The 13,947-nt window shown below is 68.4% G+C and carries 11 protein-coding genes and 1 pseudogene; 8 read left to right on the top strand and 4 right to left on the bottom strand.

Annotated features, from left to right (window positions below; genetic code table 11):
• Positions 1-383: 383 nt before the first annotated feature.
• Entirely contained in the window at positions 384-1,241 is an 858-nt protein-coding gene (locus tag NS2_RS18170; RefSeq protein ID WP_033088657.1) for a peptidylprolyl isomerase, read from the bottom strand.
• Between the two features lie 170 nt (positions 1,242-1,411).
• Here NS2_RS18170 and hisS point away from each other — a divergent pair.
• From hisS to NS2_RS18155, 3 genes and pseudogenes are all read left to right on the top strand, one after another.
• A pseudogene (gene hisS, locus NS2_RS18165) lies at positions 1,412-2,691 on the top strand (histidine--tRNA ligase).
• Between the two features lie 273 nt (positions 2,692-2,964).
• The gene (locus tag NS2_RS18160; protein ID WP_033088656.1) at positions 2,965-3,612 is read left to right on the top strand and encodes a hypothetical protein; all 648 of its coding nucleotides are present in this window, start codon (positions 2,965-2,967) and stop codon (positions 3,610-3,612) included.
• Between the two features lie 133 nt (positions 3,613-3,745).
• Complete coding sequence (locus tag NS2_RS18155) at positions 3,746-4,747, top strand: malate dehydrogenase (protein WP_033088655.1); 1,002 nt, start codon at positions 3,746-3,748, stop codon at positions 4,745-4,747.
• On the opposite strand, the gene NS2_RS18150 is transcribed toward NS2_RS18155, so the two are convergent.
• Positions 4,748-5,620 (bottom strand): TIGR03619 family F420-dependent LLM class oxidoreductase, encoded by an 873-nt coding sequence (locus NS2_RS18150; protein ID WP_036546456.1) that lies wholly within the window; start codon positions 5,618-5,620, stop codon positions 4,748-4,750.
• A 248-nt stretch (positions 5,621-5,868) separates the two neighbouring features.
• On the opposite strand from NS2_RS18150, the gene NS2_RS18145 reads away from it, so the two are divergent.
• Positions 5,869-6,618 (top strand): SDR family oxidoreductase, encoded by a 750-nt coding sequence (locus tag NS2_RS18145; RefSeq protein WP_033088653.1) that lies wholly within the window; start codon positions 5,869-5,871, stop codon positions 6,616-6,618.
• 130 nt (positions 6,619-6,748) lie between these two features.
• Here NS2_RS18145 and NS2_RS18140 read toward each other — a convergent pair whose 3' ends face one another.
• Both NS2_RS18140 and NS2_RS18135 read right to left on the bottom strand, forming a co-directional pair.
• Positions 6,749-8,281, bottom strand: coding sequence for a hypothetical protein (locus NS2_RS18140; protein WP_052086600.1), 1,533 nt, complete (start codon positions 8,279-8,281; stop codon positions 6,749-6,751).
• Positions 8,278-8,607 carry a type VII secretion target gene (locus tag NS2_RS18135; RefSeq protein WP_033088652.1) on the bottom strand — a complete coding sequence of 110 codons (330 nt, stop codon included), beginning with the start codon at positions 8,605-8,607 and terminating at the stop codon, positions 8,278-8,280. The genes NS2_RS18140 and NS2_RS18135 overlap by 4 nt, the downstream gene beginning before the upstream one ends.
• Before the next feature lie 135 nt (positions 8,608-8,742).
• Here NS2_RS18135 and NS2_RS18130 point away from each other — a divergent pair, with 135 nt between their 5' ends.
• From NS2_RS18130 to NS2_RS18115, 4 genes are all read left to right on the top strand, one after another.
• Positions 8,743-9,729: an NAD-dependent epimerase/dehydratase family protein gene (locus NS2_RS18130; protein ID WP_033088651.1), complete on the top strand. Its 987-nt coding sequence runs from the start codon at positions 8,743-8,745 to the stop codon at positions 9,727-9,729.
• A 31-nt stretch (positions 9,730-9,760) separates the two neighbouring features.
• On the top strand, positions 9,761-10,774 hold the full coding sequence (locus NS2_RS18125; protein ID WP_033088672.1) for an Rv2578c family radical SAM protein: 1,014 nt from the start codon (positions 9,761-9,763) through the stop codon (positions 10,772-10,774).
• 106 nt (positions 10,775-10,880) lie between these two features.
• Positions 10,881-12,851: a 2-oxoacid:acceptor oxidoreductase subunit alpha gene (locus NS2_RS18120; RefSeq protein WP_261772292.1), complete on the top strand. Its 1,971-nt coding sequence runs from the start codon at positions 10,881-10,883 to the stop codon at positions 12,849-12,851.
• Positions 12,851-13,930 (top strand): 2-oxoacid:ferredoxin oxidoreductase subunit beta, encoded by a 1,080-nt coding sequence (locus NS2_RS18115; RefSeq protein ID WP_033088650.1) that lies wholly within the window; start codon positions 12,851-12,853, stop codon positions 13,928-13,930. The genes NS2_RS18120 and NS2_RS18115 overlap by 1 nt, the downstream gene beginning before the upstream one ends.
• Positions 13,931-13,947: the final 17 nt, after the last annotated feature.

Here is a 13,947-nt window from a genome sequence, read left to right as displayed (position 1 = left end):
CGATGCTGCAGTGATCACTATGGATGGTGGTGCTTCGTCACGGACATAACCCGAACGGTGGTTCGAAAAGCTATGTCCCGCCTGCAAACGTGGACACCGGGAGAACGTGGGGCGTTGGCGCGGCCCGGTTGGGGGTGTCCCGGTGGGCTTTACTACGCCTTGGTACTCCGTTCTACAAGATTACCAGCGAAAACTCGAAAACCGCCGTACGAGGGCGTCGCGATCCAGCATATATCGCACATTTCCGGCGCGGAGTGGAAAACTCAGGATTTTCTTTGGTTAGGGAACCCTTAGTCAGGAGGTTCAACGCGACCTCGTCGAGACCTCGACCGGAAAACGAACGGGCCCGGCGCGAAAGCGCCGGGCCCGAAAAACCATGCTGGTCAGTTGATTTGGACAGACTGGATATTCACATCCGCGGCCGGCTTGCCGTCCTGACCGCCGCCCGCGACACCCGCCTGGGCGATCTTGTCGAGGGTGGCCAGTCCGGCGCTGTCGACCGTGCCGAAGATGGTGTATTGCGGCGGGAGCTGGGAATCGCCGTAGACCAGGAAGAACTGCGAGCCATTGGTGCCGGGTCCGGCATTGGCCATGGCCAGCACGCCGCGCTTGTACTCGACCGGGAACTGGGCGGCCTGGTCGTTGGCGTCGTACTGGTCAGTCGGGTACTCGTTGTCGAACTCGTAGCCCGGGCCGCCCATGCCGCTGCCGGTCGGATCGCCACACTGCAGCACCTGCAGGCCCTTGCCGGTGGTGATGCGGTGGCAGGAGGTGTTGTCGAAGAACTTCTGCTTGGCCAGGCTCTCGAAACTATTGACCGTACAGGGGGATTCACCCGGATTCAGGGTCATGGTGATCGGGCCCTGGCTGGTGTCCATGGTGGCCTTCACCTCGCCCGCGGTCGAGATGTTCGCCGTGCCGGGCGCGTTCACCGGCTTGTCGGCGGGCTTCTGCGACGGGCGGTAGGTGCAGTTCACCTGCGCGGCCTTGGCCTTGGCCACCGGCGGCGGCGCGGCGGTCAGCGAGGCGTCCGGCGTCTCCGAGGCCTTGGCGCTGGTGCTGTTGTCATCGCCCTTGGTCAGGAAGTAGATGCCGACACCCGCCGCGACCGCGACCACGACGCCCAGCGCCGACGCCGCGATGGTGAGTTGCTTGCGCTTGCGCGCCCGCTGGGCCCGATTCTCCAGTTGACGCTCCAGCTTCCGCTTCGCCGCAGCGCGTCGCTGTTCATTGCTCGGCACTAACTGTCCCTCCATGAACGGTCGTTATTACGAGTTACGGCCGTCAGCCCAGCGGCCGCGGCAGACATTACCTGCATTCGCTGAGAAAAACCTACATATCGCCCGGGCCGGGGCCCGCGGCATGGTAACCGGTTGGACTTGGCGGAGGGCCGTTTGGAAAACTGAACGTCGTGACCAAGACCAGCAGCTTCAGTGCCCCGAGGGGGTACCCGACTATCTGCCCCCCACCTCGGCGGAATTCGTCGCCGTCCGGGACGGCCTCGTGGCGACCGCGCGACTGGCCGGATACGGGCATATAGAACTGCCGGTTTTCGAGGAGACCGCCCTGTTCGCGCGGGGTGTGGGCGAATCCACCGACGTGGTGTCCAAGGAGATGTGGACCTTCGCCGACCGCAATGGCGAGAGCTTCACGCTGCGGCCCGAGGGCACCGCCGGTGTCATGCGCGCGGTCATCGAACACAACCTCGATCGCGGGCAGCTGCCCGTCAAACTCTGCTACGCCGGGCCCTTCTTCCGCTACGAGCGCCCGCAGAAGGGCCGCTACCGGCAGCTGCAGCAGGTCGGCGTGGAAGCCATCGGCATCGACGATCCGGCGCTGGACGCCGAGGTGATCGCCATCGCCGACGCCGGATTCCGGGGGCTCGGGCTCGACGGGTTCCGGCTCGAGATCACCTCGCTCGGTGACGAGACCTGCCGGCCGCAGTATCGGGAACTGTTGCAGGACTTCCTGCTCGAGCTGCCGCTGGACGAGGAGACCAAGCGGCGCGCGCAGATCAACCCGCTGCGCGTGCTCGACGACAAGCGGCCCGAGGTCAAGGAGATGACCGCGGGCGCGCCACTCATGATCGATCACCTCTCCGAGTCCGCCAAGGCGCACTTCGAACAGGTCCTCGGCCACCTCGACGCGCTCGGCGTGCCCTACGTGGTGAACCCGCGCATGGTGCGCGGCCTGGACTACTACACCAAGACCACGTTCGAATTCGTGCACGACGGTCTCGGCGCGCAGTCCGGCATCGGCGGCGGCGGCCGCTACGACGGGCTGATGGCCGAACTCGGCGGGCAGCCATTGTCGGGCATCGGCTTCGGCATCGGCGTGGACCGCACCGTGCTCGCGCTCGAGGCCGAGGGCAAGTCCGCCGTGACCGGCCCGCGCATCCAGGTATATGGAGTGCCGCTGGGCGACGTGGCCAAGCAGCGCCTGGTCGTCATCGCCGCCGAACTGCGCAAGGCGGGCATCCGCACCGACCTCGCCTACGGCGGACGCGGCATGAAGGGCGCCATGAAGGCCGCCGACAAGTCCGGCGCACAGCTGGCCCTGGTACTGGGCGACCGCGAGGTCGCCGAGGGGCAGATCGGACTCAAGAACCTGGCCACCGGCGAACAGCGCCAGATCCCCCTGGACGAAGCGGTCGCCCAGGTCGCCACCGCTCTTGCGGGGCAACAGGATTGATTCCCGGCCAGGGTCGGCGGCACCCCGCCCCGACCCTGGCCCACCTGGGCCCCGCCCGGTCCGGCCATCGCGATACACGCGATGACACCCGGGCGGCGTGTGGGGGCGAAGGCTGCCGGGCCGTGCCCGGGTGGCGTGGCGAATCCGCGGGTGTGGGGTGGGGGAAATCGGGGTATGGGGTAGTGGCCTGCTGGTACCGTGCGGTGCGTCGCGCGGGGGCGGTGCGTGCCGCCGGTACGCGCGACCCATCGAGACTTGGACGAAAACGCTGCTGTGACTGATGAATCGAAACCGGGGTCCGTCGGCGAAGTCGGCCTCGATCTGGTCGCGCCGGAGCTGCTGGCTCCGGCGCTGCGCAAACTCACCCTGGCCGCGCTCGGCGTGGGGATAGGGGTCGGGCTGCTGCTGGCGCTGTTCGTGCACTGGCCGGTCGCGCTGGCCACCGGGATCGTGCTCGGGGCGCCCACCGCGTTGTACGCCACCGCGGTGCGGCGTCGGCGGATCACGGTGGCGGGCACGGTGATCCGGGCTCGCACCTGGCGCGGCGAACGGCGGGTCGACCTGGCCGCGGCCACCGCGGTCGAGGTGCTGGTCTTCCCCGGCAAGATCAGTCGCATCGTCCTGCGCATCACCGCGGGGCGGGATTCGCAGATCGTGCCGCTGGCCATCTACAGCGATTCCGGCAGCGGCCGCGAACTCCACATCCTGGGCCTGCGCAAGCTCGCCGACGCGCTGGCCGGATGCCCGCTGGTCGCGGCCCTGGCCGTCTCGGGCATGCTGGTCCAGCAGTTGCGGGCCGAGGCCCGCGACGCCGTCGCCGAGGAACGCCCGCTGTACCGCGCGGTCCGCATGGTTCGGGCCCGGGACGAGGCGGCCCCGATCATCCTCGCCGACTCCGACATCGCCGACCTGGCCCGCTGAAGAGCCGACCTGGGGTGGCCCGGGCCGGATTCGGGCGGCGGGGCGGCTGTTCGCTTGCTCACGCGGCGGGCGCTGGTGGTGTGAGGGTGGTTAGGGTGAGGGCGAAACTACTTGTCAGTGCGAGGGGTTCGTCGTGAGCAACGCAGCGCCAGTGACCGTCACCGTGACCGGGGCCGCCGGGCAGATCGCCTACGGGTTGCTGTTCCGGATCGCGTCCGGGGCACTGCTCGGGGCGGACACGCCGGTGCGGTTGCGGCTGTTGGAGATTCCGGCCGCGGTGGGGGCGCTCGAGGGCGTGGCGATGGAGCTCGAGGACGGGGCGTTCCCGCTGCTGTCGGGGATCGATATCGCCGATGATCCGTGGGTGGGATTCGACGGGGCGAATATCGCGATCCTGGTGGGTGCGCGGCCGCGCACCGCGGGGATGGAGCGGGCGGATCTGCTGGCCGCCAACGGGCCGATCTTCACCGATCAGGGCGCGGCCATCAATGCCAATGCGGCGCAGGACATCCGGGTGCTGGTGGTCGGGAATCCGGCCAATACCAATGCCTACATCACCATGAGCAACGCACCGGACGTGCCCGCGGCGCGGTTCACCGCGCTCACCCGGCTCGATCACAATCGCGCCATCGCGCAGGTGGCCAAGAAGACCGGGGCGGCCGCGGCCGACATCCGGCGGATCGCGGTGTGGGGCAATCACTCCGCCTCACAGTATCCGGACCTGGCGCACGCGACCATCGGCGGGCGGGCGGCGCTCGACGTGATCGACGACCCGGCCTGGGTGACAGCGGATTTCATTCCGACCGTGCAGCAGCGCGGCACCGCCATCATCAAGGCGCGCGGCGCGTCCTCGGCGGCGAGTGCGGCCAGCGCCGCCATCGATCACATCCACGACTGGGTGCTGGGCACCGCGCCCGGCGACTGGACCTCCATGGCGGTGCCCTCGGACGGTTCCTACGGGGTGCCCGAGGGGCTGATCAGCTCGTTCCCGGTGACCTGCGCGGGCGGCGAGTACACCATCGTGCCGGATCTTGAGATCGACGACTTCGCGCGCGGCAGAATCGATCACAGCGTCGCGGAGCTGGTGAGCGAGCGCGACGCCGTGATCGATCTGGGGTATGCCAAGCGCGTCTGATCAGCTCAGCTTGCCGATCACGTTCTCGCCGTACCAGTTGATCTTGACGATCTTCTCCTCCAGCGACTCGGTGTCGTGCTCCATGGCGTAGGAGTTGCGGAAGCCGACGATCAGGTCGGTGATGCCCTTTTCCTCGAGCCGCTCGACCCCGTCGGTGGTGTAGCCGTCGCGCGACACCGCGTGGATCTCGAACTCGCCCGGATTGTCGCGCTCACTGCGCAATTCATCGATCCGGGCCAGGTACTTGTCCAGATCGTCGCCCTTGCCGCCGGCGTGCATCCAGCCGTCGCACAGCCGCACCGCGCGGCGCAGCGCGGCATCGCTGTGGCCGCCGAGCAGGATCGGCAGCGGCTTCGTGGGCGCGGGGGTGAGCTTGATCTTCGGGATGTCGTAGAACTCGCCGTGGTACTCGAAATACTCGCCGGTGGACAGCCCGCGCACGATCTCGATGCACTCGTCGATGCGCTTGCCGCGCTTCTCGAACGGGACGCCCATGATCTGGAAGTCCTCCGGCCACGGGCTGATACCCACACCCAGCGCGAAACGGTTGTTGCTCAGGCGGGCAAGGGAACTGGCCTGCTTGGCCACCAGCACCGGCGGGCGGATGGGCAGCTTGAGCACGAACGGAGTCTGGCGCAGGGTGGTGGTGGCCGCGGCGATGGCCGCCGACAGCACGAAGGTCTCGATGAAGGGCTTGCCGTCGAGGAATTCGCGATTGCCGTCGGCGGTGTAGGGGTACTTGGAATCCGACTCGGCGGGGTAGGCGATGCTGTCGGCCACGGTGATGCTGTGGAACCCGGCGGCCTCGGCGGCCTGCGCGAGGGGGATGTAGTAGTCCGGGTTGGTCATCGCCTCCGCGTAGGTGAAGCGCATCGATCGTCCTCTCGACAGTGAGCAGTGCGAAAACTAGAACAGATTATAGTTCTATCGGTGATGCTAGCGGCAGGCTCGCCCGAAAGCAGCCGAACGGGCCGGACCGATCGGGTCCGCGGTTGATCACACTGCGGGTGTTCACCTGTCGTATCGCGGGCCCGAACCGCCGGGCGATAACCGTCCCGGTGGCTGAGATGCCGGTCCCGACGGGCTTGTCGATATTCCTGGATCTTGTTCTAATCGGCGGTATGACGATCGCCATCACCGGCTCCGGTTCCGGCATCGGCGCGGCCACCGCCGCCGCCCTGCGGGCCGCCGGGCACGACATCATCGGCATCGACCTGCGCAATTCCGACATCACCGTCGATCTCACCGACGCGCAGGCCCGCGCGGCCGCGGTCGAGGCGGTGCTGGAGCGGTCCGGGGGAGTCCTCGACGGGCTGGTGCTGTGCGCGGGCGTCGGACCGCAGGTACCCGACCCGAACCTGGTGGTGGAGATCAACTTCCGGGCCACCGTGGCCCTGCTCGACGCGCTGCTGCCCGCCCTGCGCAAGGGTGAAAACCCTGCGGCCGTGGTGGTTTCGTCGGTCGCCTCCACCCAGATCAAGTGGGAGGACAATCCGATCGCCAAGGGCAACGAGGCCGAGGCCTTCGCCCGGGCGGGGGATTTCGCGGGCAGCTACGCCTACGCGTCGTCCAAGAACGCCGTCACCGTGGCCGTGCGCCAGCGCGCCGTCGAGTGGGGCGCGGCGGGCGTGCGCCTGAACACCGTCGCCCCCGGCAGCGTCGAGACCCCGCTGTTGCAGGCCGGTTTGGACGATCCGCGCTACAGCGAGGCCATCCGCAACTTCGTGGCCCCGATCGGCCGCAATGGCAAGCCCGAGGAAATCGCCTCGCTCATCACGTATCTGCTCGGCCCGCAGGCCGGGTTCATCCACGGTGCGCAGTTCGTCATCGACGGCGGCATCGACGCGCAGACGCGGCCGACCGCGGTGTGATCCACCGCGGCGCAGCGATATCGCGCCCGAAACGGCGGCCGAGCCCGCGGGGTGTACAGCCGCACATCGGCCTCCACCGATGCCGCGATGATCGGGGTACCCGTCCCGACCATCGCGGCATTTCGGCGTTCTAGGACTCGTCGGTCTCGGCGGGCTCGTCCGGTTCGCCGATGACGCCCGGCGCGAAGGTGCCCAGGTTGCCGGTGAGTTCGCTTTCGGCGGTGGGACTCTGGTGCGGCTGCACCGTGCGGCCGTGCTGGCCGTCCGGTGCGCCGCCCTTGCCCGCGCCCGCCGCGGCGGGGGAGCCCATGAAACCGGAACCGGCGGGACCGCCCATGCCCGCGACGCCGCCCAGGCCCGCGCCGAACGGATTGGCCGGATTGGCGACCTTGCCACCGGGAATCGAGGAACCGGGGCCGTCGGGCGTGGAGCCGAGACCGCCTCCGCCGCCGATCCCGCCGCCGCCACCCGCGCCTCCGCCGACGCCCCCGCCGACACCCGCGGCGGTGGTATCGGGCGCGCCGCCCAGCGGATCGGTCTTGGCCGGGTCGGTGCCGGGAGTGCCCGCCTGCAAACCGCTTTCGAGCAGGCCCTTGGCCTGTTCCAGGATCGGCTGGCCCACGTTCTGCGCCAGCGACTGCGCGACCTCGGCCGGATTCGGGCCGCCGCCCTGGCCGACCAGCTGGCCGATGAGACCCTGCACCTGCGCGGTGTAGATCGACAGTTCGCCGTGGGTGGCGTTCACGACCGTGACGGCCTCGCCCAGATGGCGGGTCGCCGAGGCGATCAGCGTGGTCTGGCCGACCGGGGTGAGAATGAGCGGGGCCATCGCGGTGGCCTCGGCCGCGAACGCCTGCGCGATGGCGGTGAGCTGGATATTGCCGCGCTGCACCACGGCCGCGGCCTGATTGGTGATCGTGGACAGGTCGAATCCGCGCTGCGCGGTCTCCTGTCCGTGGTTCTCGGCCTGCTTACCGGTTTCCTGCGCGCTCTGCGATGCTTTGCCCTGCCACAGGGATTCGACGGTCTTGAGCGCACCGCTGCCGACCTGGACCGCGGACTCGATGAGCTTCGAACCCTGGCTGAGCAGGGTGGTCGGATTGAACTGGCCGAGCGCGCCGGTGCCGAAGCTCTTCAGCAGATCCAGGAACGGCTTGAACAGCGCGTCCAATCCGGGGACGGCGGGCAGCGCCAGGCCCTTCATCAGATCGCCGACCGGATCGGCGGGCAGGGGCGGAAGGATCGAGGCCGGGTCGGCCGCGGCCCGGGCGAGGGCGGCCTGGGCCGAGGTGAGCGCGGCGGGCACATTGTCGAGCGCGGACTGGGCATTCGCCAGCACGGACTGCGCATTGCCGAGGGTGTGCTGCGCGCCGGACAGCACACCGTGCGCGCCGTCGAGGGCGGGCTGGATGGTCTCGGTGGGCGTCGCACCGAGGCCCGCGCCGGGCACGCCGCCGCCCAGCGGGGCTCCGGTCTGCTCGAACTCCTTGCGCGACAAGGCGAATTCGGGCGGTTCGAAGGGGGAGACGTCGGCGGGCAGGGTGCCCAGCGGCAGATCGGGAATCGGGCCGGACGCGATCGCGGTCATGGTGTCGGCTCCCATCGGGGCGTCGGTCGGGATCGGGCGGGGGCCTCCGATGACACCGGAGTCGAGGACGCTCACGCCTGCTCGCCGATCTGCCCGGCGATATTGCCGAGACCGCCCGCGAATTCGGCGTCGGTGGCGTCGTAGGTGGCCGCGGAGCCGAAGGCGGCCTGGCCCAGCTTGCCGAAGCGCGCGGACAGGGCGTTGATATCGCGATCGTGCAGCAGTTCGGCGACCGCGAAGCTGGCCAGGAAGTCCGCGCCGATGAGTCCGAAGACCGGGGTCATGGCCGCGACGTGGGATACGGTGTCGAGGCCGCCCTGAGCGGCGATGTCGGCGGCGACGCCGTCCTGGGTCGCGGCGAAGGTGCGCACCGCACCGGTGTCGACCGAGAGATCGGCCATTTCAGCCCCCTGATCGTCGTGGACATGCGAGTGCCGAATATATCCCATCGAGCGTCCAGCTCGGCGTGGCGTGCGTCTCCGAACCGCGATGTGACCGTGGTTGCAAATTAGAACAAGTTCTATATTCTCGTCACCATGAAGGTCGCAGTCACCGGCGCCGCCGGCTTCCTTGGCGCCAATTTGCTTCGCCTGCTTACCGATCGCGGTCACGAGGTGACTGCCATCGACCGCGTCGCCGGCGCGAGCCAGTCCGGTGTCACCTGGGTCAACGGCAATGTCCTGGACCCGGAGTCGATGCGCCACGCCCTCGATGGGGCCGAGGTGGTGTACCACCTGGTGGCGCTCATCACCCTTGCGCACAAGAACGATCTGGCCTGGCGGGTCAACACCGAGGGTGTGCGCGTGGTCGCCGACGCGGCGCGCGAGGTCGGGGTGCGGCGCATGGTGCACACCAGCTCGATTCACGCGTTCAATCAGTACTGCTGCGGTGGCCGCATCAACGAGCGTTCGCCGCGGTCCATCGATCCGGATCTGCCGGTGTACGACCGCTCCAAGTGGCAGGGCGAGATCGAGCTGCGCAAGATCATCGACAAGGGTCTGGACGCGGTGGTCTGCAACCCGACCGGTGTGTACGGTCCGATCGACAACACCAACTCGCGCATCAACGCCACGCTGTGGGACGCGGCGCGCGGGCGGGTGCCGGTCATGATCAGCGGTGGCTTCGACCTGGTCGACGTGCGCGACGTGGCCCAGGGTCTGGTGGCGGCGAGCGAGCGCGGCCGCACCGGTGAGAACTACCTGCTCGGTGGGCATTTCACCGACATGTTCCAGGCCACCCGCCTCGCGGCCGAGGTGAACGGGAAGATGAAGCCCGCCTTCGCGATTCCGGCCAAGGTCATCAATGCCTGCATGCCGGTCATGGAGCCGGTGGCCAAGGCGCTGGGCAGCGACCGCATCTCGCGCGCGGCCATGGGTGCGCTGCTGGCCGCGCCGATCGTCGAACACACCAAGGCCACAGAGGAATTGGGCTATCGTCCGCGTCCGGCCGAGCAGACCATTCGGGACCTGGTCGCCTTCTACAACGGGCAGCCTATCGAGTCCGACACGCAGAAGAGCGCTTGACAGGCGATAGAACACATGTTCGACTGGGGTGGTGCGGTGGCAAAGGCAAACCCTCGGCGCCGATGACGGTGCACTGCCCGGGCTCGAACGCGCTGGTTTCGTACGCAGCGTACAGACGCCCGAGTTCGAGGGCATCACGTTTCACGAGGTGCTCTGCAAGAGTGCTCTGAACCGGGTGCCCGAGAGCACCCTGCCCTTCAGTTGGACCATCAATCCCATGCGCGGCTGCTCGCACGCGTGTCGCTACTGCTTCGCCCGCGGCACGCACGAGTACCTCGATCTGGACGCGGGGGCCGATTTCGACTCCCAGATCGTGGTCAAGACCAATGTGGTCCCGGTGCTGCGGCGTGAACTGCACAAGCGCTCCTGGCGGCGGGAATCGGTTGCGCTGGGCACGAATACCGATCCCTATCAGCGCGCCGAGGGCCGCTACCGGCTGATGCCGGGCATCATCAGCGCGCTCACCGAATCCGGTACCGGGTTCTCCATCCTCACCAAAGGCACGCTGCTGCGGCGGGATCTGCCGCTGCTCACCCAGGCCGCCGGGCAGGTGCCGGTGCATCTGGCGGTATCCATCGCCATCCTCGACGAGGAACTGCACCGGGGCCTCGAACCCGGCACGCCCTCGCCGCGCGCCCGGCTGGAACTGGTGCGCGCGCTGGCCGAGGCCGGGTTCGCGGTGAATGTCATGGTGGCCCCGGTCATTCCGTACCTCACCGACTCGAACGCCCACCTCGACGCCCTGTTCGCCGCCATCGCCGAGGCCGGGGCCGCGGGCGTCACGGCGTTTCCCATGCATCTGCGCGGTTCCACCCGCGGCTGGTTCCTCAACTGGCTGGCCGAAGCCCACCCGGCGCTGCTGCGGCGCTACCGGCAACTGTATGGTCGCAGTACTTCGGTGACACCGGAGTATTCTGCGTGGCTACGCGGCCGAATCGAGCCGTTGCTGGAGAAATACCGTTTGAACCGCGAACGGCAGGCCGAACCCGAGGTCCGCGCCGCCGAATCGCACACGCCCGATCCACAGCTGGCGTTGTTCGCCTGACGCCGGTTCCTTGATCGAAACCCTTGCGCATCACGGGTGTGTCGCGAATATTGCGGAGTAGTTTGGCGTTGGTACCTCACACCTGACTAGGAAGTGATGCACGCGCATGGTTTCACAGCAGGACGACCCCGTGGCGCAGCCGACCGGAAACGGCCGCGCCGCTGAGAAATTGGCGGTCGAGAAACTGGAAAGGGTCGTCATCCGCTTCGCGGGCGACTCCGGTGACGGTATGCAGTTGACGGGTGACCGTTTCACCCACGAGGCCGCCGCCTTCGGCAATGACCTTGCCACCCAACCGAACTTCCCCGCGGAGATCCGCGCACCTCAGGGCACCTTGCCCGGGGTGTCGTCGTTCCAGATCCAGATCGCGGACTACGACATCCTCACCGCCGGTGACCAGCCGGACGTACTGGTCGCCATGAATCCCGCTGCGCTGAAGGCGAATCTGGAGGATTTGGCCCGCGGGGCGACGGTGATCGTGAATACTGACGAATTCACCAAACGCAATCTTGCGAAGGTCGGCTATGCCGGTGATCCGCTCACCGATGACACGCTGACCGATTTCGTGGTGCACCGGGTGCCCATGACTTCGCTGACCCTCGGGGCAACCGAACCGACCGGTGTGGGTAAAAAGGATGGGCAGCGCGCGAAGAATATGTTCGCGCTCGGCTTGCTGTCGTGGATGTACGGTCGGCCCATCGGCGGCACCGAACAGTTCATGCGGGAGAAATTCGCGGCCGCACCCGATGTCGCCGAAGCAAATATCCTGGCATTCCGGGCGGGCTGGAATTACGGCGAGACCACCGAGGCCTTCGCCACCACCTACGAGGTAGCGCCCGCTGCGCTGCCCGCCGGTACCTACCGGCAGATCACCGGCAATACCGCGCTCGCCTACGGCATCGTCACCGCCGGGCAGCTGTCCGGGCTGCCGGTGTTCCTGGGCACCTACCCCATCACCCCGGCCTCCGACATCCTGCACGAGCTGAGCAAGCACAAGAACTTCGGTGTCACCACCTTCCAGGCCGAGGACGAGATCGCCGGAATCGGTGCGGCGCTCGGGGCCTCGCTGGGCGGGGCGCTCGGGGTGACCAGCACCTCCGGGCCCGGGCTGGCGCTCAAGAGCGAGACCATCGGCCTGGCCGTCATGACCGAGCTGCCGCTGGTGATCATCGACGTGCAGCGCGGCGGGCCGTCCACCGGGCTGCCCACCAAGACCGAACAGGCCGATCTGCTGCAGGCGCTCTACGGGCGCAATGGCGAATCGCCGGTGGCCGTCATCGCGCCGCGTTCACCCGCGGACTGCTTCGACGCCGCGGTGGAGGCCGCGCGCATCGCGCTCACCTACCGCACCCCGGTGCTGCTGCTGTCCGACGGCGCGATCGCCAACGGTTCGGAGCCGTGGGCGATTCCGCGGGTCTCGGAGCTGGCCCCGATCGATCCCGGCTTCGAACCCGATGGCGACGAGGCGGATTCGTTCCAGCCCTACGCCCGCGACCCGGAAACCCTGGCCCGCCCGCTGGCCGTGCCCGGCACCGTGGGCCGCGCGCACCGCATCGGCGGGCTCGAAAAGGCCGACGGCAGCGGCAATATCTCCTACGAACCGGCCAATCACGAACTCATGGTGCGGATCCGGCAGGCCAAGATCGACGGCATCGCGGTGCCCGATGTCGAGGTGGACGATCCCGGTGAGCGCGCCGAACTGCTGCTCATCGGCTGGGGCAGCTCCTACGGGCCGATCGGCGAGGCGTGCCGGCGGGCGCGGCGGCGCGGGGTGCCGGTGGCACAGGCACACCTGCGGCATCTGAATCCGTTTCCGCCCAACCTCGGTGACGTGCTGCGCCGCTACCGCACCGTGGTGTGCCCGGAGATGAACGGCGGCCAGCTGGCCATGCTGCTGCGCGCCCGCTACCTGGTCGACGTGCAGCCCTGGACCAAGATCGCCGGAACCGCCTTCCAGGCGCAGGAACTGGTCGGTGTCATCGACGCGGCCCTGGACGGGTCCATCGCGGAGATGGAACAGGCCAAGGCGTTCTCCGCCCGCGCGCGGGCGGCCTACCGCAGCACAGGGGGCAAGTAATGACGATCCTCGAAAACCCGCTCGTGGGAACCGATCTCGGGCTCACCGGCCTGGCCGGGGTGCCCGCCGCCGTGGGGCCGCAGAAGGCCAAGGACTACACCTCCGATCAGGAGGTGCGCTGGTGCCCGGGCTGCGGCGATTACGTCATCCTCGCCACCGTGCGCGGGTTCCTCGCCGAGCTCGGGCTCAAACGCGAGAACCTCATGTTCGTCTCCGGCATCGGCTGCTCGAGCCGGTTCCCGTACTACCTGGAGGCGTACGGGATCCACTCGATCCACGGGCGCGCCCCGGCCATCGCGACCGGCATGGCGGTGACGCGTCCCGACCTGTCGGTCTGGGTGGTGACCGGTGACGGCGATGCGCTGTCCATCGGCGGCAACCACCTCATCCACGCCCTGCGCCGCAATGTGAACATGACGATCCTGCTGTTCAACAACCGGATCTACGGCCTCACCAAGGGCCAGTACTCGCCGACCTCCGAGACCGGGAAGGTCACCAAGTCCACCCCGATGGGCTCGGTCGACAACCCGTTCAACACGCTGTCGGTGGCGCTCGGGGCCGAGGCCACCTTCGCCGCCCGGGCCCTGGATTCCGACCGCGCCGGGCTGACCGAGGTGCTGCGCGCGGCCGCCGAACACCGCGGCACCTCCTTCGTCGAGATCCTGCAGGACTGCCCGATCTTCAACGACGGCTCCTTCGACGCCCTGCGCCGCGACAACGCCGAATCCCACCTGATCCGATTGCGGCACGGCCAGCCCGTCCGCTTCGGCGCGGAACACGAATTCGCAGTGGTCCGAGACGGTTTCGGCCTTCGCGTGGCCCGCGCCGACACCGTCGCCGACTCCGACATCGTCATCCACGACGCCTACACCGACCACCCCGAATACGCCTACGCCCTCTCCCGCCTGTCCGACCAGGACCTCACCCACGTGGTCACCGGCATCTTCCGCAGCGTCTCCCGCCCCACCTACGACGACGGCGTCCGAGCCCAGCTCGACACCGCCGCCGAACGCCAACCGGTCACCTCGAATTCGTTGCAGACCCTGCTCACCGGACACGAAACCTGGACGGTCGGCTGAGTTTTCGCGGTTAGTAC

The organism is Nocardia seriolae NBRC 15557 (assembly GCF_007990715.1).
GTDB lineage: Bacteria > Actinomycetota > Actinomycetes > Mycobacteriales > Mycobacteriaceae > Nocardia > Nocardia seriolae.
The sequence above is the reverse complement of the archived record's forward strand: the minus strand, read 5'-3'. Positions and strand labels throughout refer to the sequence as shown.

Excerpts from the sequence above, each read along its gene's own strand:
- NS2_RS18150 (WP_036546456.1), bottom strand. The coding sequence starts at position 5,620 with ATGCGCTTCACCTACGCGGAGGCGATGACCAACCCGGACTACTACATC.
- NS2_RS18145 (WP_033088653.1), top strand. The coding sequence starts at position 5,869 with ATGACGATCGCCATCACCGGCTCCGGTTCCGGCATCGGCGCGGCCACC.
- NS2_RS18135 (WP_033088652.1), bottom strand. The coding sequence starts at position 8,607 with ATGGCCGATCTCTCGGTCGACACCGGTGCGGTGCGCACCTTCGCCGCG.
- NS2_RS18130 (WP_033088651.1), top strand. The coding sequence starts at position 8,743 with ATGAAGGTCGCAGTCACCGGCGCCGCCGGCTTCCTTGGCGCCAATTTG.
- NS2_RS18120 (WP_261772292.1), top strand. The coding sequence starts at position 10,881 with ATGGTTTCACAGCAGGACGACCCCGTGGCGCAGCCGACCGGAAACGGC.
- NS2_RS18115 (WP_033088650.1), top strand. The coding sequence starts at position 12,851 with ATGACGATCCTCGAAAACCCGCTCGTGGGAACCGATCTCGGGCTCACC.